This is a genomic window from Pseudomonas sp. HLMP (assembly GCF_046365545.1).
Classification (GTDB): domain Bacteria; phylum Pseudomonadota; class Gammaproteobacteria; order Pseudomonadales; family Pseudomonadaceae; genus Aquipseudomonas; species Aquipseudomonas guariconensis_B.
This window is the reverse complement of the sequence record NZ_JBDLLR010000001.1, coordinates 589,254-612,590: the sequence shown is the minus strand read 5'-3', so window position 1 is coordinate 612,590 and position 23,337 is coordinate 589,254. Positions and strand designations below refer to the sequence as shown.

General features: G+C 62.8%; 21 protein-coding genes. 14 read left to right on the top strand and 7 right to left on the bottom strand.

Features of this window, described 5'->3' with window-relative positions:
- Positions 1 to 201 precede the first annotated feature (201 nt).
- From ABFA30_RS03055 to ABFA30_RS03015, 9 genes are all read left to right on the top strand, one after another.
- A complete protein-coding gene (locus ABFA30_RS03055; protein ID WP_225788715.1) occupies positions 202 to 1,722 on the top strand; it encodes an aldehyde dehydrogenase family protein in 1,521 nt (506 codons plus the stop codon).
- Positions 1,723 to 1,905: 183 nt separating this feature from the next.
- A complete protein-coding gene (gene eat / locus ABFA30_RS03050; protein ID WP_225788716.1) occupies positions 1,906 to 3,357 on the top strand; it encodes an ethanolamine permease in 1,452 nt (483 codons plus the stop codon).
- A gap of 49 nt (positions 3,358 to 3,406) precedes the next feature.
- The gene (locus tag ABFA30_RS03045; protein WP_225788717.1) at positions 3,407 to 4,801 is read left to right on the top strand and encodes an ethanolamine ammonia-lyase subunit EutB; all 1,395 of its coding nucleotides are present in this window, start codon (positions 3,407 to 3,409) and stop codon (positions 4,799 to 4,801) included.
- 9 nt (positions 4,802 to 4,810) lie between these two features.
- Positions 4,811 to 5,629: an ethanolamine ammonia-lyase subunit EutC gene (gene eutC, locus ABFA30_RS03040; protein ID WP_225788718.1), complete on the top strand. Its 819-nt coding sequence runs from the start codon at positions 4,811 to 4,813 to the stop codon at positions 5,627 to 5,629.
- Positions 5,630 to 5,732: 103 nt separating this feature from the next.
- The gene (locus ABFA30_RS03035; protein ID WP_225788719.1) at positions 5,733 to 6,191 is read left to right on the top strand and encodes a GNAT family N-acetyltransferase; all 459 of its coding nucleotides are present in this window, start codon (positions 5,733 to 5,735) and stop codon (positions 6,189 to 6,191) included.
- Positions 6,192 to 6,521: 330 nt separating this feature from the next.
- On the top strand, positions 6,522 to 7,169 hold the full coding sequence (locus ABFA30_RS03030) for a DedA family protein (RefSeq protein WP_225788720.1): 648 nt from the start codon (positions 6,522 to 6,524) through the stop codon (positions 7,167 to 7,169).
- Positions 7,170 to 7,177: 8 nt separating this feature from the next.
- Positions 7,178 to 7,993 carry a zinc-dependent peptidase gene (locus ABFA30_RS03025; protein WP_225788721.1) on the top strand — a complete coding sequence of 272 codons (816 nt, stop codon included), beginning with the start codon at positions 7,178 to 7,180 and terminating at the stop codon, positions 7,991 to 7,993.
- A 93-nt stretch (positions 7,994 to 8,086) separates the two neighbouring features.
- Positions 8,087 to 8,614: an inorganic diphosphatase gene (ppa, locus tag ABFA30_RS03020; RefSeq protein WP_225788722.1), complete on the top strand. Its 528-nt coding sequence runs from the start codon at positions 8,087 to 8,089 to the stop codon at positions 8,612 to 8,614.
- Between the two features lie 180 nt (positions 8,615 to 8,794).
- Positions 8,795 to 9,481, top strand: a complete 687-nt coding sequence (locus ABFA30_RS03015; protein ID WP_225788723.1) for a helix-turn-helix transcriptional regulator — start codon at positions 8,795 to 8,797, stop codon at positions 9,479 to 9,481.
- Between the two features lie 225 nt (positions 9,482 to 9,706).
- Here ABFA30_RS03015 and ABFA30_RS03010 read toward each other — a convergent pair whose 3' ends face one another.
- Positions 9,707 to 9,988: a type II toxin-antitoxin system mRNA interferase toxin, RelE/StbE family gene (locus tag ABFA30_RS03010; RefSeq protein ID WP_410045136.1), complete on the bottom strand. Its 282-nt coding sequence runs from the start codon at positions 9,986 to 9,988 to the stop codon at positions 9,707 to 9,709.
- A 289-nt stretch (positions 9,989 to 10,277) separates the two neighbouring features.
- Between ABFA30_RS03010 and ABFA30_RS03005 the strand changes: the two genes are divergently transcribed.
- The 4 genes from ABFA30_RS03005 to ABFA30_RS02990 all read left to right on the top strand — a co-directional run bounded on the left by ABFA30_RS03005 (position 10,278) and on the right by ABFA30_RS02990 (position 15,178).
- Entirely contained in the window at positions 10,278 to 11,984 is a 1,707-nt protein-coding gene (locus ABFA30_RS03005; RefSeq protein WP_410045135.1) for a copper resistance system multicopper oxidase, read from the top strand.
- A 126-nt stretch (positions 11,985 to 12,110) separates the two neighbouring features.
- The gene (locus ABFA30_RS03000) at positions 12,111 to 13,007 is read left to right on the top strand and encodes a copper resistance protein B (protein ID WP_410045134.1); all 897 of its coding nucleotides are present in this window, start codon (positions 12,111 to 12,113) and stop codon (positions 13,005 to 13,007) included.
- Between the two features lie 263 nt (positions 13,008 to 13,270).
- On the top strand, positions 13,271 to 14,530 hold the full coding sequence (locus ABFA30_RS02995; RefSeq protein ID WP_410045133.1) for a molybdopterin-dependent oxidoreductase: 1,260 nt from the start codon (positions 13,271 to 13,273) through the stop codon (positions 14,528 to 14,530).
- Positions 14,531 to 14,539: 9 nt separating this feature from the next.
- Positions 14,540 to 15,178, top strand: coding sequence for a c-type cytochrome (locus ABFA30_RS02990; protein WP_253102396.1), 639 nt, complete (start codon positions 14,540 to 14,542; stop codon positions 15,176 to 15,178).
- A gap of 19 nt (positions 15,179 to 15,197) precedes the next feature.
- Here ABFA30_RS02990 and ABFA30_RS02985 read toward each other — a convergent pair whose 3' ends face one another.
- Together ABFA30_RS02985 and ABFA30_RS02980 are read right to left on the bottom strand one after the other, a co-directional pair.
- Positions 15,198 to 15,959, bottom strand: a complete 762-nt coding sequence (locus tag ABFA30_RS02985; RefSeq protein ID WP_253102398.1) for a TSUP family transporter — start codon at positions 15,957 to 15,959, stop codon at positions 15,198 to 15,200.
- Between the two features lie 117 nt (positions 15,960 to 16,076).
- Positions 16,077 to 17,147 (bottom strand): YeiH family protein, encoded by a 1,071-nt coding sequence (locus ABFA30_RS02980; RefSeq protein ID WP_225788749.1) that lies wholly within the window; start codon positions 17,145 to 17,147, stop codon positions 16,077 to 16,079.
- A 231-nt stretch (positions 17,148 to 17,378) separates the two neighbouring features.
- Here ABFA30_RS02980 and ABFA30_RS02975 point away from each other — a divergent pair, with 231 nt between their 5' ends.
- Positions 17,379 to 18,044 carry a hypothetical protein gene (locus ABFA30_RS02975; protein WP_410045132.1) on the top strand — a complete coding sequence of 222 codons (666 nt, stop codon included), beginning with the start codon at positions 17,379 to 17,381 and terminating at the stop codon, positions 18,042 to 18,044.
- A 159-nt stretch (positions 18,045 to 18,203) separates the two neighbouring features.
- Here ABFA30_RS02975 and ABFA30_RS02970 read toward each other — a convergent pair whose 3' ends face one another.
- The 4 genes from ABFA30_RS02970 to ABFA30_RS02955 all read right to left on the bottom strand — a co-directional run bounded on the left by ABFA30_RS02970 (position 18,204) and on the right by ABFA30_RS02955 (position 23,203).
- Positions 18,204 to 18,503 (bottom strand): DUF6506 family protein, encoded by a 300-nt coding sequence (locus ABFA30_RS02970; RefSeq protein WP_410045131.1) that lies wholly within the window; start codon positions 18,501 to 18,503, stop codon positions 18,204 to 18,206.
- Positions 18,504 to 18,540: 37 nt separating this feature from the next.
- Positions 18,541 to 19,485, bottom strand: a complete 945-nt coding sequence (locus tag ABFA30_RS02965) for a bifunctional enoyl-CoA hydratase/phosphate acetyltransferase (protein WP_253079889.1) — start codon at positions 19,483 to 19,485, stop codon at positions 18,541 to 18,543.
- Positions 19,486 to 19,603: 118 nt separating this feature from the next.
- The gene (xsc, locus tag ABFA30_RS02960) at positions 19,604 to 21,364 is read right to left on the bottom strand and encodes a sulfoacetaldehyde acetyltransferase (RefSeq protein WP_225788753.1); all 1,761 of its coding nucleotides are present in this window, start codon (positions 21,362 to 21,364) and stop codon (positions 19,604 to 19,606) included.
- 372 nt (positions 21,365 to 21,736) lie between these two features.
- A complete protein-coding gene (locus ABFA30_RS02955; RefSeq protein WP_225788754.1) occupies positions 21,737 to 23,203 on the bottom strand; it encodes a PLP-dependent aminotransferase family protein in 1,467 nt (488 codons plus the stop codon).
- Positions 23,204 to 23,337 lie beyond the last annotated feature (134 nt).

Genomic DNA, 23,337 nt, shown 5'->3' with positions numbered 1-23,337 from the left:
CGCACTGACCGCTGAGTCATGCGCTGTGTCGGAAACGGTACAAAGTGTCACGGCGAGCGTACCAGGGTAGGTACAACGGTCTGTCAGTCTCATCACCAATTTCGCATAACTCATTGATTATAAAAGGGCTCTGAGCGCTGGCCCGACCTTTGCTCTACGCTTTTCAACTCCATCACAAACACAATAGCCAGGAGACACACCATGCGTTACGCACATCCCGGTACCGAAGGCGCGAAGATTTCCTTCAAGAGCCGCTACGGTAACTACATCGGTGGTGAGTTCGTTCCTCCGGTCAAGGGTGAGTACTTCACCAACACCTCGCCGGTGAACGGCCAGCCGATCGCCGAATTCCCCCGCTCCACCGCCGAGGACATCGACAAGGCGCTGGACGCCGCCCATGCCGCCGCCGACGCCTGGGGCCGCACCTCGGTGCAAGAACGCTCGAACGTCCTGCTGAGGATCGCCGACCGCATCGAGCAGAACCTGGAAGTCCTGGCCATCACCGAGACCTGGGACAACGGCAAGCCGATTCGCGAGACCCTCAACGCCGACATCCCCCTGGCGGTCGATCATTTCCGCTACTTCGCCGGCTGCATCCGCGCCCAGGAAGGCGGCGCCGCCGAGATCAACGAAAGCACCGTGGCCTATCACATCCACGAACCACTGGGCGTGGTCGGGCAGATCATCCCGTGGAACTTCCCACTGCTGATGGCCGCCTGGAAGCTGGCGCCGGCCCTGGCCGCGGGCAACTGCGTGGTGCTCAAGCCGGCCGAACAGACCCCACTGGGCATTACCGTGCTGCTCGAGCTGATCGGCGACCTGCTGCCCAAGGGCGTGCTCAACGTGGTGCAAGGCTATGGCCGCGAGGCCGGTGAAGCCCTGGCCACCAGCAAGCGCATCGCCAAGATCGCCTTCACCGGCTCCACCCCGGTCGGCTCGCACATCATGAAGTGCGCCGCCGAGAACATCATCCCGTCCACCGTGGAGCTGGGCGGCAAGTCGCCGAACATCTACTTCGAAGACATCATGCAGGCCGAGCCGAGCTTCATCGAGAAGGCCGCCGAGGGCATGGTGCTGGCCTTCTTCAACCAGGGCGAGGTGTGCACCTGCCCGTCGCGAGCGCTGGTGCAGGAGTCGATATACCCGCAGTTCATGGAAGCGGTGATGAAGAAGGTCCAGCAGATCAAGCGTGGCGACCCGCTGGACACCGAGACCATGGTAGGTGCCCAGGCGTCCCAGCAGCAGTTCGAGAAGATCCTCTCCTACCTGGAGATCGCCGAGAAGGAAGGCGCCGAGTTGCTGACCGGCGGCAAGGTGGAAAAACTCGAAGGCAGCCTGGCCACCGGCTACTACATCCAGCCGACCCTGCTCAAGGGCAACAACCGCATGCGCGTGTTCCAGGAAGAGATCTTCGGCCCGGTGGTCAGTGTCACCACCTTCAAGGATGAAGCCGAGGCCCTGGCGATCGCCAACGACACCGAGTTCGGCCTTGGCGCCGGCGTCTGGACCCGCGACATCAACCGCGCCTACCGCATGGGCCGTGGCATCAAGGCTGGTCGCGTATGGACCAACTGCTACCACCTGTACCCGGCGCATGCCGCGTTCGGGGGCTACAAGAAGTCCGGTGTCGGCCGCGAAACCCACAAGATGATGCTCGACCATTACCAGCAGACCAAGAACCTGCTGGTGAGCTACGACATCAACCCGCTGGGCTTCTTCTAACGAACAGCCTCGAGCTGCAAACGACAAGAAAAAGCGGACCGTGCACAGGCCTGCTTTTTCTTGAAGCTTGCAGCTTGAAGCTTGCGGCTCGCAGTTCGCAGCTGAATGGCCCGCTTCCTGCACGACCAATCACCATGGGCTGGAAGTCCCTCCGGCCATCAAGAAAAACAACAGGTGAACACTATGCCAAGCGATCATTCCGCCACCGGCACGCCGGTGAGCGCTTCCGTCGATTTCGAAAAAGTCGATGCGGACTATTTCCAGCACCGCCAGCTGAAAAAAGGCGCGGCGGGCTGGATCCTGCTGGTGGGCCTGGGCGTGGCCTACGTGATTTCCGGCGACTATGCCGGCTGGAACTTCGGCCTGGCTCAGGGCGGCTGGGGCGGCATGTTCCTCGCCACCTTGCTGATGGCCACCATGTACCTGTGCATGTGCTTTTCCCTGGCCGAACTGTCGTCGATGATCCCCACCGCCGGCGGCGGCTACGGTTTCGCCCGCAGCGCCTTCGGGCCCTGGGGCGGCTTTTTGACCGGTACCGCGATCCTCATCGAGTACGCCATCGCCCCGGCCGCCATCGCCACGTTCATCGGCGCCTACTGCCAGTCGCTGTTCGGCATCGGCGGCTGGATGGTCTACCTGGCGTTCTATATCGTCTTCATCGGCATCCATATCTTCGGTGTCGGTGAAGCGCTCAAGCTGATGTTCATCATCACCGCCGTCGCCGCGATCGCCCTGGCCGTGTTCCTGGTGGGCATGGTGCCCCATTTCGATGCAGCCAACCTGTTCGACATCGCCCAGACCGACGCCGCTGGCGCCAGCGCCTTCCTGCCCTTCGGCTATGTCGGCATCTGGGCGGCGATCCCCTACGCGATCTGGTTCTTCCTCGCCGTCGAAGGCGTGCCACTGGCCGCCGAGGAAACCAAGAACCCACGGCGCGACCTGCCACGCGGCCTGATCGGCGCCATGCTGGTGCTGCTGGCCTTCGCCCTGCTGATCCTGGTGGTCGGGCCTGGCGGTGCCGGTTCCGAGGCCCTGAAAGCCTCCGGCAACCCGCTGGTCGAGGCGCTGGCCAAGGCCTACGGTGGTTCCACCTGGATGGGCGGCTTCGTCAACCTGGTCGGCCTGGCTGGCCTGATCGCTAGTTTTTTCTCGATCATCTACGCCTATTCGCGGCAGATCTTCGCCCTTTCCCGCGCAGGCTACCTGCCGCGCAAACTCTCGGAGACCAACAAGAGCAAGGCGCCAGTGCTGGCCCTCGTCATCCCGGGGATCATCGGTTTCTGCCTGTCCCTGACCGGCCAGGGCGACCTGCTGATCCTGGTGGCGGTGTTCGGTGCCACGCTGTCCTACGTGCTGATGATGGCCGCGCACATCACCCTGCGCATCCGTCGCCCCCGGATGGAGCGTCCGTACCGCACCCCAGGCGGCATCTTCACCTCGGGCCTGGCCCTGGTGCTGGCCTGCCTGGCGGTGGTCGCGGGCTTCCTGGTCGACCCTCGGGTGGTGATTGGCGCCGCGGTGATCTATGGAGTATTAATTGCCTACTTCGCCTTCTACAGCCGCCACCACCTGGTGGCCGGGACACCGGAAGAGGAATTCGCCGCGATCCAGAAAGCCGAAGAGGCCCTGCACTGATCGCCGTCTTACGCCGCGGGCCAGCCCCGCGGCGCCCTGGAGATTCTGTATGGCAAGTTTCGTACACACGGTGGGCAACCAGGTCTACCGCTTCGACAGCCTCAAGGAAGTCATGGCCAAGGCCAGCCCGGCACGCTCGGGCGACTACCTGGCCGGTGTCGCGGCCAGCAACGACGGCGAGCGGGTCGCCGCGCAGATGGCACTGGCCGACATCCCGCTCAAGCACTTCCTCAACGAGGCGCTGATCCCCTACGAAGACGATGAAGTCACCCGGCTGATCATCGACAGCCACGACGCCGAGGCCTTCGCCCCGGTCAGCCAACTGACGGTCGGTGGGCTGCGCGACTGGCTGCTGAGCGAGGCGGCCGACGAGGACAGCCTGCGCGCCCTGGCCCCAGGCCTGACGCCAGAGATGGCCGCCGCGGTGTCGAAGATCATGCGCGTCCAGGACCTGGTCCTGGTGGCGCAGAAGATCCGTGTGGTCACGCGCTTTCGCGGCACCATGGGCCTGCGTGGGCGGCTGTCGACCCGCCTGCAGCCCAACCACCCGACCGACGAGCCCGCCGGTATCGCCGCCAGCATCCTCGACGGCCTGCTGTACGGCAACGGCGATGCCATGATCGGCATCAACCCGGCCACCGACAGCATCGCCTCGATCTGCGCCCTGCTGGAGATGCTCGACGCCATCATCCAGCGCTACCAGATCCCCACCCAGGCCTGCGTACTGACCCACGTCACCACCTCGATCGAGGCGATCAACCGGGGTGTGCCGCTGGACCTGGTGTTCCAGTCCATCGCCGGCACCGAGGCCGCCAACGCGGGCTTCGGCATCAACCTCAACGTGCTCCAGGAAGGCTACGAGGCCGGGCTGTCCCTCAAGCGCGGTACCGTGGGGCAGAACCTGATGTACTTCGAGACCGGCCAGGGCAGCGCCCTGTCGGCCAACGCCCACCACGGCGTCGACCAGCAGACCTGCGAAACCCGCGCCTACGCCGTGGCCCGGCACTTCAAACCGTTCCTGGTCAACACCGTGGTCGGCTTCATCGGCCCGGAATACCTGTACAACGGCAAGCAGATCATCCGCGCGGGCCTGGAGGATCACTTCTGCGGCAAGCTGCTCGGCGTCCCCATGGGCTGCGACATCTGCTACACCAACCATGCCGAAGCCGACCAGGACGACATGGATACCCTGCTGACCCTGCTGGGCGTGGCCGGGATCAACTTCATCATGGGCATCCCCGGCTCCGACGACATCATGCTCAACTACCAGACCACCTCGTTCCACGACGCGCTCTACGCGCGCCAGACCCTGGGCCTTAAGCCTGGCCCGGAGTTCGAGGCCTGGCTGGAACGTACCGGCATCTTCACCCAGGCCGATGGCCGGATACGCTTTGGCGACAACCTGCCGCCGGCGTTCCGCCAGGCCCTGGCACAGCTTGCATAGGGAGTGACCATGGACCCACGCACACCCGCCCATGACAACCCCTGGCTGGCCCTGCGCAACCTGACCCCGGCGCGCATCGCCCTGGGCCGTACCGGTATCAGCCTGCCGACTGGCGCCCAGCTGGACTTCCAGTTCGCCCATGCCCAGGCCCGCGATGCCGTGCACCTGCCCTTCGACCATGCTGGCCTGCGCAGCCAGCTCGCCGACCGGGGTCGCGACAGCCTGCTGCTGCACAGCGCCGCCAGCGACCGTCACCAGTACCTGCAGCGCCCCGACCTGGGCCGGCGCCTGAACGAAGACTCGGCCCAGCGCCTGCGCGAGCATGCCCAGGCCCACCCTGGTGGGGTCGACCTGGCGATCGTGGTCGCCGACGGCCTCTCGGCCCTGGCCGTGCATCGCCATACCCTGCCCTTCCTCGCCCGCTTCGAGGAGCAGGCCGCCGCCGACGGCTGGACCAGCGCCCCGGTGGTGCTGGTGGAACAGGGCCGCGTGGCGGTGGGCGATGAAGTCGGCGAGTTGCTCGGCGCACGCATGACGGTGATGCTGATCGGCGAACGCCCCGGCCTGAGCTCGCCCGACAGCCTGGGGCTGTATTTCACCTACGCGCCCAAGGTCGGCCTGACCGACGCCTATCGCAACTGCATTTCCAATGTACGCCTGGAGGGGCTGAGCTACGGCATGGCCGCCCACCGCCTGCTGTACCTGATGCGCGAGGCCTGCCGCCGGCAGTTGTCGGGGGTGAACCTGAAGGACGAGGCCGAGGTGCACAGCCTCGAGACTGAAAGCGCCACAGGTAAAAGCGGCAACTTCCTGCTTGGAGAAGAGTAAAAAACATGTCACGCCGGGCGGATTGCGCTTCCCGGCTGCTTTGGGCAGCATCTGAAGCGGCTGGCAATCCGCTGTTTCCCCACATGGACTCTGAGGGCCGCACATGCGCATCATCAAGGCAACCCTGGAACACCTCGACCTGCTGACCCCGTTGTTCGTGAAATATCGCGAGTTCTACGGGCAACTGCCCTACCCCGACAGCTCGCGCAGTTTCCTGGAAAAGCGCCTCAAGCGTGGTGAGTCGGTGATCTACCTGGCCCTGCCGGATGACGAAGAGGGCCGCCTGCTGGGGTTCTGCCAGCTCTACCCAAGCTTCTCGTCGCTGTCGCTCAAGCGTGTGTGGATCCTCAACGACATCTACGTGGCCGAAGACTCCCGCCGCATGCTGGTCGCCGACCACCTGATGCGCGAAGCCAAGAAGATGGCCAAGGAAACCAATGCCGTGCGCATGCGCGTATCCACCAGCAGCGACAACGAGGTGGCGAAGAAGACCTACGAGTCGATGGGGTTTCACAAGGACACCGAGTTCGAGAACTACGTGCTGCCGATCAACCAGGATTGAGGCGGTACGGGCAGTTGGGGCCACATCGCGCCCCATCGCCGGCAAGCCGCTCCCACACGGCCCTGCAAATCGCATCATGCGTGATCGACTCGAACCCTGCGGGAGCTGGCTTGCCAGCGATGGGCTGCAAGGCAGCCCCAGTGGGCCTGACTGACATTGAACCCCGTAATCCGCCGCTACAAACTCTCCGGGCACATTCCTGGCATCGCCGTATAATGCCCCTCCTGTCATGTGTGAAAATTTACCTCCCGCCGGTAAACAAACCTACGCCCTTGGCATTGTCCGTCATCGCGCGCCCGTAGCTGCGGGTCAAGAACACAGGTGCTGTACATGGAATTCAACCCGCTGGACCTCATCCTGCATCTCGATGCCTATCTCGATCTGCTGGTCACCAACTATGGTCCCTGGATCTACGCCATCCTCTTCACGGTGATCTTCTGCGAGACCGGCCTGGTGGTGATGCCCTTCCTGCCGGGTGATTCGCTGCTGTTCATCGCTGGCGCCGTGGCCGCTGGCGGCGGCATGGACCCGGTACTGCTCTCTGGCCTGCTGATGGCGGCGGCGATCATGGGCGACAGCACAAACTACGTGATCGGCCGCACGGCTGGGGAGCGCCTGTTCCGCGACCCGAACTCGAAGATCTTCCGCCGCGACTACCTGCAGCGCACCCACGACTTCTACGCACGCCACGGCGGCAAGACCGTGACCATGGCACGCTTCCTGCCGATCCTGCGCACCTTCGCCCCCTTCGTCGCCGGCATCGCCCACATGCACTACCCACGCTTTTTGGCCTTCAGCGTGACCGGTTCGCTGCTCTGGGTCGGGGGCCTGGTGACCCTGGGCTACTTCTTCGGCAACGTACCGTTCATCAAGCAGCACCTGTCGCTGATGGTCCTGGGCATCATCTTCCTGTCGCTGGTACCGATGGTCCTGGGCCTGCTGCGCGGGCGCCTGGGCCGCACGGCCAAGGCCCACTGATCCACGCCATGTGGTCGCTTCGCGCCTGGCGCCGCCGACGCACCCTGGCCCGTTACCCGGTCGACCCGCAGCTGTGGCAGGTGGTCCATGAACGCCTGCCGCTGCTCGACGGCCTCAGCGACGAGGAAGACCGCTGGCTGCGCGAGGCCTGCGTCCTGTTCCTGCACGACAAGCACCTGACCACCCTGCCAGGCGTGGAGCTGGACGACGAGCAGCGCCTGTTCCTCGCCGCCCAGGCCCAGTTGCCGCTGCTGCATCTGGGGGACCTGGACTGGTACCAGGGCTTCCACGAGATCATCCTCTACCCCGATGACTTCAAGAGCCCCCAGCGCCACCGCGACAGCAGCGGCGTCGAGCATACCTGGGACGCCGAGCACAGCGGCGAGGCCTGGCAGCAGGGGCCGGTGATCCTGGCCTGGCCCGGGGTGCTGGCCAGCGGCGGCTGGGAGGCCTACAACCTGGTGATCCACGAGTTGGCGCACAAGCTCGACATGCTCAACGGCGACGCCAACGGCCTGCCGCCCCTGCACGGCAGCATGCGCGTGGCAGACTGGGCCACGGCCATGCAGCAGGCCTACGACGACCTCAACCGCCAGCTGGATGCCAACCCGGACGCCGAGACGGCCATCGACCCCTACGCGGCGGAAAACCCCGCGGAATTCTTCGCCGTCACCAGCGAGTACTTCTTCAGCGCGCCCGACCTGCTGCACCAGGCCTACCCCCAGGTGTACGGGCAACTGTCGCTGTTCTACCGCCAGGATCCGCTCGCGCGCCTGGCCAGGCTGCAGGCCGAACACCCGGACTACCGCGAAACCCACGCCTGAGGCCCCCGCACATCCGGCCGGGCGTGGCATGCCCTGTCGGAATGTGCCTATAATCGCCGCCACTTTTTTGGTCAAACATGGGGGCACTGCCCAATGAGCTACAGCAAGATTCCGGCTGGCAAAGACCTGCCGAACGACATCTACGTCGCCATCGAGATCCCGGCCAACCACGCGCCGATCAAGTACGAGATCGACAAGGACAGCGACGCCCTGTTCGTCGACCGCTTCATGGCCACCCCGATGTTCTACCCGGCCAACTATGGTTACATCCCCAACACCCTGGCTGACGACGGCGACCCGCTGGACGTGCTGGTCGTGACCCCCTACCCGGTCGCCCCGGGTTCGGTCATCCGCGCCCGCCCGGTCGGCGTCCTGCACATGGACGACGAAAGCGGTGGCGACGCCAAGGTCCTGGCCGTTCCGCACGACAAGCTGAGCCAGCTGTACGTCGACGTCAAGGAATACACCGACCTGCCCGCCCTGCTGCTGGAGCAGATCAAGCACTTCTTCGAGAACTACAAGGATCTCGAGAAAGGCAAGTGGGTCAAGGTCAAGGGCTGGGAAGGCGCCGATGCCGCCCGCGCCGAAATCACCAAGTCGGTCGCTGCCTACAAGGGCTGACCGCCGGCTCGCAAGGCCCTGCCTCGGCAGGGCTTTTTTGTGGGCCTTGGGTTTTCGACGCGAGCAGTAAAAACTCCTACGCAGTCCTAGGCGCACTCCTACAATCCCCCCGTTTTCGTACGTAACGCCTCAACCACGGGTTCATTTCCCCGCCGGCAGCCGCTCGCTAGACTCGGCTCCATGAATACCTCCGGTGACCGTCTCAAGGCCCTGCTCCAGGAATGCGGCCTGACCCCTTCCGATTTCGCCGCCCAGCGTGGCGTCACGCCCCAGCACGTCAACAATTGGTTCAAGCGCGGGGTACCGCTGGCGCGCCTCGAAGAGATCGCCGACCTGTTCTGCGTGCAGCGCCGCTGGCTACGCAGCGGCGAAGGCGCCAAGCACCCCAGCCCCCTCCTGCGCCAGCCACTGCGCTGCCCGGCGCCGGTCGACGCCCCACCTCTCTCGTCCCTCCGGGAAGGGCGCCAACTGCGCATCCCGCTGCATGCCCTGCGCGACGGCCGCCTCGAACCGCTGGGCAAACGCCACCTGCGCCTGCCTGCGCAGACGCTCAAGGCCCTGGGCATCGCCCGCAAGAATGTCATCGGCCTGGCCATACCCTCCGCGAGCATGGCTCCCGTCATCCCCTCGGACGCCATCCTGGCCATCGACCGCAGCCTGACCCAGGTCATCGATGGCGAAACCTATGCCCTGCTGCACAACGGCAAACTGCGGGTCCACCGCCTGAGCCTCGGCCACCACGACACCCTGTACCTGCACAATCACACGCTGGAGCGCTACACACCGTCCCAACGTCAGGCACAGGGTATGGTGATCCTCGGCTGGGTGTTCCACTGGTCGTGCTTCAGCCAGCAGCGCCCTGTCTGAAACACCTTACGCCATTTTTTGCTGGGCAACCTGCACCAGCCCTAGTATGCTACGCGGCACATTTTGCCCCGACCGGCCAAAGGCCGCGCTCCAGAGGGCCTGGCGACGCCTCACACAGCCGTCCGCCATCTTTCCAGGCCTCGATGGCCATACCGATTAAGGCGGTTGCGGCTTACCAAAAATTAGCCAAGACCGTCCCCGAGAAGCCGGCCACAAGCCGGCTTTTTAATTTGTCCTGTCCCGTCCTGAATAAGGTTTACAGCTTTCCCCCGAGAAACTGGAGACCTCGCCTCGCTCGCCTTTGCCCATCGACACCACCACCCGCTCATCCTCGACGCGATAGACCAGGCGGTGGCCGAAAGCCTTCAGCTTGATCTTGTAGTGACCCGGTATGTCGGCCTGCACACGAGGCGTCTGCAGGCGTTCCCTGAGCCTCGTGATCCGCCCGCGCACCGTATTCATGGCGCAAGAGAAGAATTCCAGCCTATAGGCCATCCAGCCATGCAAGCCCCATCTCCTACTCGATCGCTGAGTCCTGTCATTGCGCCTCAGCCTGCATGACAGGTGCGTCCAGACCGGGTTGAACCGTCACGCGAACCTGACAGATCTGTAATGCCGGGCTCAGCTTCCTGAAAGCGCAAGCTCGCTAACGTAGCCAAGACAGTGACCCGCTGCGGAACAACGGATGAGCTTGCTCGAAGCGCTCGTGACGATGATCGCCTCTGGCCTGTGAAACCGAAGGCTGCGACGTCGAGCAGCCTGGATATCAGCGAATCACCTGACTGGACACGACGGCATGCACAGCAAAACCACGAGACGAGCCTTCGTCAAAGGCCTGGCCGCTACTGGACTACTGGGTGGACTAGGCATGCGCACACCGGTCTGGGCCGTGACCAGCCCTGGCCAGTCCAACGTGCTGACAGGCACCGATTTCGATCTCTACATCGGTGAGCTACCGGTCAACGTCACCGGCGCCGCCCGTACCGCCATGGCGATCAACGGTTCGCTGCCCGGGCCCATTCTTCGCTGGCGAGAAGGTGACACTGTCACGCTCCGCGTTCGCAACCGCTTGAAGCAAGACACGTCCATCCATTGGCACGGCATCATCCTGCCGGCGAACATGGATGGTGTTCCAGGCCTGAGCTTCCATGGCATCGCCCCCGATGGCATGTATGAATACCAGTTCAAGGTCCGTCAGAACGGCACCTACTGGTACCACAGCCATTCGGGCCTGCAGGAACAGGCCGGGGTTTATGGTGCATTGGTCATCGATGCGAAAGCGCCTGAACCGTTCACCTATGAGCGGGATTACGTGGTCCTGCTTAGCGACTGGACCGATGAGAACCCTGCCAAGGTCCTGTCCAAGCTCAAGAAGCAGTCGGACTATTACAACTTCCACAAGCGCACGGTTGGCGACTTCATCGACGACGTAAGCGAGATGGGGTGGTCGGCCGCCATGGCGGATCGAAAAATGTGGGCGGCGATGAAGATGAGCCCAACCGATCTTGCCGACGTGAGCGGGTATACCTACACCTACCTGATGAACGGCCAGGCACCAGACAGTAACTGGACGGGCATCTTCAAGCCGGGCGAAAAGATCCGCCTGCGCTTTATCAATGCTTCAGCCATGACGTATTTCGATGTGCGAATCCCAGGCTTGAAGATGACGGTGGTGGCCGCGGATGGGCAACACGTCAACCCCGTTAGCGTCGATGAATTGCGCATCGCAGTTGCTGAAACCTACGATGTCATCGTCGAGCCAGAGGACGCGCAGGCGTACACCATTTTCGCGCAGTCCATGGATCGCACGGGTTACTCCCGAGGCACCTTGGCCGTCCGCGAAGGCCTGCAGGCGCCTGTACCAGCCGTTGACCCACGCCCGCTCATCTCCATGAACGATATGGGTATGGATCACGGCAGCATGGGTGGGGTGGATCACGGATCGATGCACGGCATGGACCACGGCCAGATGGCAACCATGCAGAGCCACCCGGATTCGGAGACCAACAATCCCTTGGTCGACATGCAGACGATGTCGCCGACACCTAAGTTGAGCGACCCAGGCATCGGCCTGCGCAACAACGGACGCCGAGTCCTGACCTATGCGGATCTGCGCAGCACGTTCATGGACCCTGATGGCCGTGAGCCTGGTCGCACGATCGAACTGCATCTTACGGGGCATATGGAAAAGTTCGCCTGGTCCTTTGACGGGATCAAGTTTTCCGATGCCGAGCCCCTGCGCCTCAAATATGGCGAGCGTCTTCGCATCACCTTGGTCAACGACACCATGATGACTCATCCCATCCATCTCCACGGCATGTGGAGCGACCTGGAGGACGAGCACGGAAATTTCATGGTGCGAAAACACACCCTCGACATGCCGCCTGGCTCAAAACGCAGCTATCGCGTAACGGCCGATGCGTTGGGCCGTTGGGCCTATCACTGCCACCTGCTGTTCCACATGGAAATGGGCATGTTCCGAGAAGTCCGTGTGGACGAATGAACTGGAAATCCGAGATGAGCGAACCCATGAAACGTAGCGCCGTTTTCTATTTTGCCGCCCTGGTAGGTGTTCTGGCTGTGCATGCCTCTTCCTCGTGGTCCGGTGAACATCATGAGGCAGGCAACGATGAGCGATAGGCTGGCACGCCCCTCGCTCCTGGCATTGGCGGTGTCCCTCGGCACACTGGGTGGGGCGCCCAGCGTTGCGGCTGAAGCGATGGATCATTCGGCGATGGGCCATGGGAGCATGGATCACGGCGCCATGGATCACTCGAAGATGAACCATGGCCCTGCCAATGCCCCCACGACGACCAGTCGCACGCCGATTCCCATCCTGACCGATGCGGACCGCGAAGCGGCATTTCCCCCATTGGGCGGTCATGAGATTCACGATAGCGGTATCAACAGCTTCTTCTTGCTGGATCAGCTTGAGTATCAGGATGCCGACGAAGGCAGCACGCTGGCCTGGGATGCCTCGGGATGGGTCGGGGGCGATATAAACCGGCTCTGGATCCGTTCCGAAGGCGAGCGCACGAACGGCGTTACCGAAGACGCCGAATTGCAGCTTCTGTACGGCCGCGCCATTGGCCCTTGGTGGGATGTGGTTGCAGGGGTTCGCCAGGACTTCAAGCCAGCGTCTGCGCAGACATGGGCGGCCTTCGGTATTCAAGGCATGGCGCTGTACGACTTCGAAGCCCAGGCCACCGCCTTCATGGGCGAGAATGGCCAGACTGCCGTTCGGCTGGAGGGCGAATACGACATCCTGCTGACCAATCGCCTGATCCTGCAGCCCACCGCTGAGGCTAATTTCTACGGCAAGCATGACCCTGAGCGCGGCGTAGGTTCCGGCCTCGCCAGCACCGAAGTCGGACTGCGTCTACGGTATGAAATCGTGCGCCAATTCGCCCCCTACATAGGCGTCACCTGGAGCCGCGCCTACGGCAAGACGGCAGACCTGATTCGTGACGATGGCGGGGATGTGGATGGAGCGCGTTTCGTTGCCGGCATTCGGATGTGGTTTTGAAGCCGGCTTGCCGGCGATCAAGCGCGAAGCGGCCCCAAACGACCGAGTCAGAGGCCCAACACTACGGCATGAACTGGACCTATGCATGCCGTCACAAGCGTTTGAAGATGGCCCTGTGAGGCATCACGCCAAACAGAAGTTGGCTTAATAGCCTGATGTCAATTTCTGCTGAATATCAACGTGGGCGAATTATCCATGCCTCGCGCCCCTGACGGGAAACTGTCAATTGCATCTCACTCAAATACAAACATAGAGAGTGCAGAATGAAATTCAGCTTTATGGAAAACAGCCATCCGAGCCGTCGCCGCGTTCTACGCGATGCCCTGACACTGGCGGTTGCAGCCTCCCCATTGGCAAGCCTGGCCAAGGCCGTCTCCGATCCCCAAGAAGCCACCTCGAGTGCCGATGACGTGACCTTCGCTGCTGGCCCTCGCCCGCTGGTGCAATACCCGCAAAAAAGGCCGCTGACCCTGGTGACCACTCGTCCACCACACCTGGAAACGCCATTTTCGGTCTTCGACCAGGGCCCCATCACGCCAAACGATGCTTTTTTCGTGCGTTACCATTTGGCCAACTTCCCTACCCGCATCGATCCAGACAGCTACCGATTGACGATCAAGGGTTCGGTCAACACCCCGCTGTCGTTGTCTCTTGCAGAACTCAAGACACTCACCGACCCGGTGGAAGTGGTGGCTGTCAATCAGTGCTCCGGTAATAGCCGTGGCTTTTTCATGCCCCGCGTGTTCGGCGCCCAACTGGGCAATGGCTCGATGGGGAATGCCCGTTGGGTTGGGGTGCCGCTCAAAGCGGTACTGGAAAAGGCAGGCGTCAAAGCCGAAGCCAGGCAGGTGACATTCCGTGGGCTTGATAAGCCCGTGCTGTCGAGCACACCGGAGTTCATCAAGGCCCTGGACATCAGCCACGCCATGGATGGCGAGCCCATGATCGCCTGGTCGATGAACGGCACCGACCTGCCCTTTCTCAATGGCTACCCGATTCGTCTGGTGGTGCCAGGCTACTTCGGGACCTATTGGGTCAAGCACCTGAGTGAGATCGAAGTCATCGAGCAAATCGATGACGGCTTTTTCATGGCTAAAGGCTACCGTGTCCCGGACAACGATTGCTTTTGCGTCGCCCCCGGCACCACGGCAGCGAAGACCCAGCCGATTTCCAAATTGCCCGTGCGCAGCTTCATCACCAGCGTCAAGCACGGTGATGTCCTGCCACTGAAAGAACAGGTGGTGCTCAAGGGCATAGCGTTCGACGGTGGGGCTGGGGTCAACAAGGTGGAAGTTTCCATCGACGGCGGCAAGCGCTGGCTCGAAGCCCAGCTCGGGCAGGACCTGGGGCGTTTCTCATTCCGTGAGTGGACACTGGCGATCGCCTTCGCCAGCAAGGGGGCTACCCAGTTGATGGTGCGCGCCAACAACCGCGCAGGCGAGACACAACCGCTACGTGCCGACTGGAATCCCGGGGGCTACCGTCGCCACGTCGTCGAAACCACCCACGTGACTGTCGCCTGAGGGGCTCGCATGAAACCGTTGACCACCTTGTTGTGCGCGACTCAGTTCTGCTTGGCGAGCCTGGCCAGTGCAGCGCCACTGTCGATCACGCTGCCGCCTGAGACGGCTGCGCTCAAGCCCAGCACGCTACCGGGCTACACCTTGGCCCTGCAGAAGTGCTCCACCTGCCATTCGGCCGACTACATCAACTTTCAGCCTCCGGGGATGTCCCTGGCGCAATGGACTGCAGAGGCGAGCAAGATGCAGCAGGCGTATGGCGCACCGATCAGCGATCAGGATGTGAAGATCATCGGCGCCTATCTGGCGGCGACCTATGGCAGTGCCCAGGCGAGCGATGCCGATGTGCAAGCGGCCTCCAACCTGGCAACGAGCCAAGCCTCGGCGGCCCCTGCGGCGAAAGCCGACGCCATGACGTTGCTTCAGAACAATGCCTGCCTGTCCTGCCACGCGATCGATCACCAGGTGGTAGGCCCGGCTTATCACGATGTCGCTGCCAAATATCGGAGCGACCCGCAGGCAGCGGCCAAGCTGGCGTCCAGCATTCAGAGCGGCGGCGCCGGGAAATGGGGAGCGATCCCTATGCCGCCATACGCGCAGTTGAACTCGCAGGAGCTGCAAACACTGGCGACGTACATACTGCAGCAGTAACCACTGATGCGGCCAGGACTCAGGCCGAGGTCGCAGCCAAAAGCCCCGGCACTGAGTCCCAGATCAAGCTCACGCCGGCCAGCATCATCAGGACGAACACCAGCCAACGTACCGTGCGCAGTGACAACTTCGGCGGATAACGACGGACCAGCCAACTGACCAGCAGCACCAACGGCAAGGCTTCGGCACTCAACAACAAGGTGGACACTTGCATCTGCCCTTGCGCGACGACCAGTCCAAGGCGCGCCGCCGCATTGGCGGAAAACACCGTGATCAGGGTGTTGCGGATGATCTCGTAGCCCAGAGGCTGGCGATACAGGTGATACGCGATCGGCGGCCCGCCGCTGGAGAACAAGCCGTTGAGCAGCCCGCAAAGGCCACCGGCCAGCCAGAATGATGGCTGCCGGGAGAGCTGCGCTTTCGGTTTGTTCTGCACCACCAGCATGAGGCTGGCGGCGACGATCAGTACGCCAAGCAGCAGGCGCAGCCAGATGATCAGGCCGCCGCTCAACGCATCGAGCCCCCACACGCCGAGGCTGACCCCCAACAGACTGCTGAGCAACACCGGCATCAGCACCGCGCGATCCAACTGCGGTTTCGGCCCGCCCAGGGTCCCCATGGCGTTGCCCAGGGTAAGGATACTGATCACCACCGCGACCTCACTCAGCGGCACCATGTGCAGGGACGCGATCAAGCCCATCAGGATCAGGCCGAAGGCAAAGCCGGTGAGGCTCTGGGCGACGCTTGCCAATGCCACGCACCCCAGAAAGATCAGATGCACTTGTAGGCTCATACCACCTCGGCTACGGGTTAAACCAGACGGCCGCCGCACACGCCAGGTGTCGGCAGCCGTCGGTCGATCGGGCGGGAGCGATACGACTCACCCCATGGTGCTGGCTTACCCCAGGCATTGCACCGCGATCAGAATCAATGCGGCGAGAAACACCGTCTCGCTGACCAACAGGGTCGCCGGGCGCCACCCCACCTCCAGCAGCGCCTTCAACGAGGTTTTCATGCCCAGGGCGGCGATCGCGGTAACCAGGCACCAGCGCGACACATCGCCGGCCAGCGCCTGCACCTGTGGCGGCGCTATGCCGCTGCTGTTGATGGCAACGAACAACACGAAGAAGATGATGAACAAGGGCAATGGCAGTGCCGTGCGCGGGCCTCCCTCCTTACGCTTGCGCAGCAGCAACGACAGGCTGAAGACAATCGGCACCAGCATGGCCACACGCAGCAGCTTGACCACGGTCGCGGTATCGCCGGTTTCATCCGACATGCTGTAGCCGGCACCGACCACCTGCGCCACATCGTGAATGGTCGCGCCAAGGAATATCCCTGCTTGCTGGGCATCCAGGCCGATCCATTGGGCGATCGGCGGATAGGCGATCATCGCGATGGTGCTCAACGCCGTCACACTGATCACCGTGAAAATGATGTTGCGCTCGCTGTCCTTGTCTTGCGGCAGGACCGCGGAAATGGCCAGCGCCGCAGACGCCCCGCAAATGCCCACGCTGCCGCCGCTGAGAATGCCGAAATCCCGTGACTGGCCGAGTAGCCGCGACAGGACGATGCCAAAACTGATGGTCAGGAACACCGCACCGATCACCACCGCCATCAGCGTTCCCCCCAACGAGAGAATCTGCTCGACGGTGATGCGCATGCCCAGCAGCGCCACGCCGCAGCGCAAGACGGTGCTGGAGGTGAAGCGAATGCCCGCGACCGCTCGCCCCTCCTCGGAGAGAAAGCCCAATGCCATGCCCAGCAACAAGGCCATCAACATCACCGGTGCGCCGTAATGCTCGGAAAGAAAAGACGCACTGGCGGCGACGACCATCGCGGCGATGATGCCCGGCAACAATAGATTGAGTTTCTGCTGGCGACGTATCAACCAGGAGGACGACGGCTTGGCCGTGTCGAGCGACTGGCCAGGTACGGGAGGAATGGTGTGGTGCTGTTTTATTGTCATGTTCTCAGCTCCAGCCTGTGGTTGGGGAATCACTGGACTGAGATGCTAGAGAAAGCGCCGCGCCCCCATTAGAACCACGTCAAGGCGTTCTTAGGGGCCAGACGACAGCGGTGCGCTGGCCCAGGGCACAATCACTGGCTGGTGCTAATGAGCCGGAATGTTCCCGCCTATAGTCATGCGCGCATGCCAAGCCCTTGCTGTGCATTAAGACCTGCTTTGCGGAGAACACCTATGACCCAGGATCGCCTGCGCCTCGCCCAGCTCGCAGAACAGCTGCGCCAGGCCTGGTCACGGCCGCACCCGGCATTTGCCTCGGGCATGGACGCGCGTAGCAGCGAGAATGCCCTGCTCCTGCAGTTCCACGGCAGCCTGGTCAAAGCCGCCGGCCTGGGCTGGCAGAACGCAGGGCGCACCCTGGTCGACAAGACGTACCTGCGCATTCTGAAGGACTGCTTCGGCCTGGATTTTCATGGCTTTGCCGAGGATGAACTGGCAGCCCGGCTGGACGGTTTCATTCGCCAGGCGTTGGCTCCACGCTGGGGGCAAATCATTGGAAGCGGCGGCAGCGAAGGCTTGCCGTTGGCGTCCGAGCTACTCGATGCATGCAACAGGGCGTTGTTCGCCAGCGAACGCCTGCAAGCGGCAACCCACCAGGTGTTGTTCTATCTGTGCCCGCACTTACCGTTCTTGCCCGGCTTCGGGGAACTTGCGCAAGGTGCAGAACAGCACCAGGCCCTGGTCTGCTCGCTTCCACCGCTACCGCGTCCGCAGCAGTTTGCCGGCAGTACGCAGCAACAGGTGCTGATCCGCCAACTGGTTGAAGGGAGTGATTGGTGGGGGCGGCGGGTGTTGTCCGCCAGGCAGGCTGAAATGGCTCCTGCACGCTGCGCCCCCTGAAGACAGGCCCTAATGCCAGTCAGTTAAGGCCTCTACAGACTTTACTGGGGCTGCTTTGCAGCCCTTCGCGGGCAAGCCCGCTCCCACAGGTTCAGGAAATGCGCGATCCCTGTGGGAGCGGGCTTGCCCGCGAAGGGCCGCAAAGCGGCCCCAAATCGCTCAGTCGCTCAACTGCTGCAGGCGTTGGCGAGTCTCAGGGTTGTACTGCACGGAGGCCACGGGAATCCGGTCGCCAATGGCGCTGCGAACCAGCTCGACTTCGGCCTCGGTGAAAGCGCCGCACAGCTCGATCAATTGCACATGCCGGGTCAACAATTCCTGGGCCACGATCTGCGCTTCCCCGACGTTCGCTACGCCGCACACGGTCGCGGTGAAGGTGTCCGATTCAAGGCTACCGTTGTGGGTGAGGAACTGCATACCAGGCGCCTTGAAGATAAAGCCATAACGTTGCACAGCCATCGTGATTTTCCTTGGGGTCTCGGGATTGCTTGGTTTTTTACGCAAAGCGCCCGCGCGATTGCCGGTGATGGTCGATGACGATGGACGCCAGCGCGCAGGATGCCAGACGCGCCTGCACCGGGTCGGCACGCGAGGTGAGCATGATCGGCACCCGTGCGCCCAGCACCAGGCCAGCAGCCGTGGCGCCCATGAAATACACCATCTGCTTGAACAGGAAATTACCCGCCTCCAGGTTGGGCACCAGCAGGATATCGGCATTGCCCGCGACCTCACCGCCAATGCCCTTGATGCGCGCCGCCTCCAGCGACACCGCGTTGTCGAAGGCCAGCGGGCCTTCGATGCAGGCCTCTCCCAGGACACCGAGCACCGCCAGCTTGGTCAGCTCGGCGGCATCCTGGCTCGAGGGCATGCTGCGCGTCACTTCCTCGGTACCAGACAGCACCGCCATGCGCGGCCTCTCATAGCCCAAGGCATGCATCATCTCGATGGCATTGCGGGCGATATGGATCTTGTCGATGATCGTAGGCTGCACGTTGATCACCGCATCGGTGATCGACAAGGCCTTGTCGCTCCCCGGCAGCGTCATGTGGAACACATGACTGAGACGGCTGGCAGTACGCAGCCCCACTTCGCGCTTGAGCACCGCACGCAACAAGGTATCGGTGTGCAGGTGCCCCTTCATGATGGCCGCTGCGCTACCGTCTCCAGCCTGCATGCAAGCGACTTCGGCGCACTGTTGCTCATCACTGGCGTGCAGCACGCGCAGGTCGCGCAGGTCCCAGTCGAGTTCTTCGGCCAAGGTGCGGATCTTCATCTGATCACCGACCAGCACAGGCTCGATAAGCCCTTCGTCACACGCCCGCTTGGCACTGCTCAGGCTCAGCAGGTTGACCGGGTTGACCACCGCCGTGACCACACGTGGCAGGGCCTTGGCCCGATCGAGCAAAAACGCCGGACATTCCGGTGCAAGGGTGCTCAACATGCTTGGATTCCTGTATTCACGGTCGAAGCCGCAACGGCGCCCGAAGACGCCATCGCCGTATTCCTGATGGCCTGTGCAGCGAGCTGGGCCCGCCACACAGGCATTGACGCCAGGCGCCTCAGACGTAGTCCCTGTACTTCTCGAGGAAGCGCACAGGCTTGGAAAGCGCATCGCGGCGGAACGGATCGCCCAGTTCGCGGGTGCACATGATCTCGATCACCGTGGTCTTGCCTGCCTTCTGTGCCTCGCAAGCCGCCATGAGCGCCGGGCCGACGTCCTCCAGGCGATCGACGGTGACGCCCTCGGCCCCCATCGCGCGGGCAATGCCGGCAAAACTCTGGTTCTCCAGGTCGCCTGCGACGAAGCGGCGGTTGTAGAAGTCCACCTGATTCTTCTTCTCCGCGCCCCACTGACGGTTATGGAAGACGATCGAGGTGACCGGGATGTTTTCGCGCACGCAGGTCATGATTTCCATCATCGACATGCCCCAGGCGCCATCACCGGCATAGGAGATGGCGGTGCGGTGTGGCGCGGCGACCTTGGCACCGATAATGGTCGGCAGCGCGTAGCCGCAGTTGCCGAAGCTCATGGCAGCGAAGAACGAGCGGGGTTTCTCGAAGCGCAGGTAGCTGTTGGAGACCGAGTTGATGTTGCCGATGTCGGTGGAGACCATGGCATCGGCAGGCATGGCTTTTTCCAGTTCCCGCAGGACCTGGCGCGGGTGCAGGTAGTTGCCAGGCTCGCCGCTCTGCTCCTCGATCATCTCCAGGGAGTATTCGTCCTTCTCGTGGATCCAGGCGTCCAGCTCGGTTTCCCAGTCGGCTTTTTCCTTGGCGATTTCCTCGGCACGCGCCCCCTTGCTTGCCAGGCACTGCACCTCGAGGTTCTCCAGGCGGCCGAGCAGGTTGAGCGCCGCGGCCTTGGCATCGCCGCAGATACCGACGGTGATTTTCTTCACCAGGCCGAGCATCTTCGAGTCGCAATCGACCTGGATGACCTTCGCCTGCTTCGGCCAGTAGTCGAGGCCGTGTTGTGGCAAGGTACCGAATGGGCCCAGGCGGGTGCCCAGGGCCAGGACCACGTCGGCACGCGACAGCAGCTTCATGGCCGCCTTGGAGCCTTGGTAGCCCAGTGGGCCACACCACAGCGGGTGGCTGGCCGGGAACGAGTCGTTGTGCAGGTAGCTGTTGACCACTGGCGCGCCGAGGTATTCGGCCAGCGCTTTACAGGCCTCGACGGCGTCGCCCATGACCACGCCGCCGCCGGAGATGATCACCGGGTTCTTCGCTGCCGCCAGGATCTGGGCGGCTTCGGCCAGGCTCTGCTCACCACCGGCGCTGCGCTCGATGCGAATCGGTGCAGGAATCTCGACGTTGATATCGCCATAGAAGAAGTCACGCGGGACGTTCAACTGGGTCGGGCCGTTTTCCTGCATCGCCCGGTCGAAACAACGGCCGGTCAGCTCGGCCATCCGCGCCGGGTTAGGCACATGGGCCTGGTACTTGGTGATGGTCTCGAAGAACGGCAGTTGCTGGGCTTCCTGGAAACCACCCAGGCCCTGGCTCATCGAGCCGGTTTCCGGCGTGATCACCACCACCGGGCTGTGTGCCCAGTAGGCAGCGGCGATGGCGGTGACGAAGTTGGTGATGCCAGGGCCATTCTGCGCGATGCACACGCCATGACGGCCGCTGACCCGTGCGTAACCATCGGCCATGTGGCCGGCGCCCTGCTCGTGGACCACCGGGATAAAACGGATACCCGCCGGAGCGAAGATATCCATCGCATCCATGAAAGCCGAACCCATGATGCCAAAGATGTCGGTCACGCCATTGGCGACCAGTGTTTCAACCATTGCTTCGCTGGGGGTCATGCGTGGCATATCGATACTCCTCTCGTTACTTAAGGTATGCCGCCAACTACTCGGGCTCAGCCTTTCAGCAGCATGGGCACAGGGGGATACGCATCAGGACAGGTACAGGGAGGCGGAGCGGGGACTTGTGGTGCTTGCTCTGTGCGGCGCCTTTACGCATGCCGAACTCTCCTGTTGTTGTTTTGATGGAGTCTTGGGGCAAGTCGAGCGAGCCGTCCCTCGTTCATTTGCAAGCGAGGGCTGGCTGCCTTGGGGCTAGAGTAGGAGGGCGGGGGAAGTGGCCGATAGAACCAGTTGGGGACTACCTGTTAAGCCAGCAGGCAGCGCCGAAATGCGTGTTCGACACTGCCTGCGCGAGGGGGTGATTTTCGATGGGCGTGGTCAGCAAAGCCGCTCGATGAGCTCGGCAAGCAATTTGATTCCCGGACGGATACGCTCGGCCGGAATGGACGAGTAGCCCAGACGGAAGTAGTTGAGCGGTGGCTGCTCACCGAAGAAATGAATATCGCCGGGCTCGATCAGGATGCCGTGGTTGGCGGCCTCCTCCTGCAAGCGACGCGCATCCAGGCCATCCGGCCCCTTCACCCAGTAGCAGGAGCCGCCGAAGCTCGGCTCCCTGGAGGACTCCGGCAGGTACTCGCGCAGGGCATCGCCCATCTGCTGATGACGCTCCTCGTAGGCGCGCATCAGGCTCAGGATCAACGCATCGTGGTAACCGCGCTCGAGGAACAGCGCTACCGAACGCTGATTGTTCGCCGCAGGATGACGCACCATCAGTCGACGCAACGCCCGTGCCTCACGGATCAAGGCTTCGGGGCCGACCAGGTAGCCAACTCGCAAGCCAGGAGCCAGGGTCTTTGACAGGCTGCCGACGTAAAGCACCCGGTCGTTCTTGTCCAGGCTCTTGAGCGCCGGGATCGGGTTGCCCTTGAAGTTGGTCTCGCTTTCGTAGTCGTCCTCGATGATCAGAAAATCGTGCTCCTTGGCCCGCCGCAACAGTTCGTAGCGGCGCTCCAGGGGCATGGTCACGGTGCTCGGGCACTGATGGCTGGGCGTGGTGTAGATAAGGTCGCAGTCATTGAGTTTCTCGCTCAGTATCAGGCCCTGGTTGTCCACCGGCAGCGGCTGAATGCGCGAGGGGTTGAGCATGGCGATATTGCGGATATCGACGTAGCCCGGCTCTTCGATGCCCATCAGGCTGTCGGGGCGCAACAACAGACGCGCCAGCATGTACAACGCATGCTGCGCACCCACCGTGACCAGGATCTGTTCAGGCGAAGCCCAGACACCGCGACGCGGCAACAGGCGCGTCCTGATCTGCTCCATCAACAAGGGGTCGTCGTTGTCGAAACGGTCCGAAGCCCAGTCACGGATCGCCGGGATGCTCACCGCATCGCGACAGCATCCACGCCAGTTGGCGGTCGGAAACAGGGCTGGGTCGAATTGCCCGTAGATAAAGGGGTATTTGTAGCTCTGCCAATCCCGTGGTTTTCTCATGTTGCGTTGCTGCGAGGGCTGCATCACCAGCCGTTGCGACCAGTCCAACGTGGTGGCGACGGCCTCGTCCTGGTCAGCACGCGGCGCGTCGACCTTGTGTGCCAGGATATCGGGATTGACGTAGTAGCCGCTGCGCTCACGCGCGATCAGGTAGCCATCGTCGAGCAGGTGCTCGTAGGCCAGGACCACGGTATTGCGTGCGATGTTGAGCTGCTTGGCCAGCTTGCGGCTGGAAGGTAACGGGCTGTCCGGCGGTATATTGCCGTTGAGTATCACTTGGGCGATTTGCTCGCGCAGCTGCTGTTGCAGATTGGTGGATTTATCGGCAGACAAATGGAACAGCTGGAACATAGCGGCCTCGACTGAACGAACGATAAGCGCTGGTACCGCACAGCACTCGGCCAGTCGCTCAAGAATGCTCTCGCCAGCCCAGCACCAGCGTGGCGATCGTCGAGCAGACTAGCAACAACCCCTCGGCAAGACTA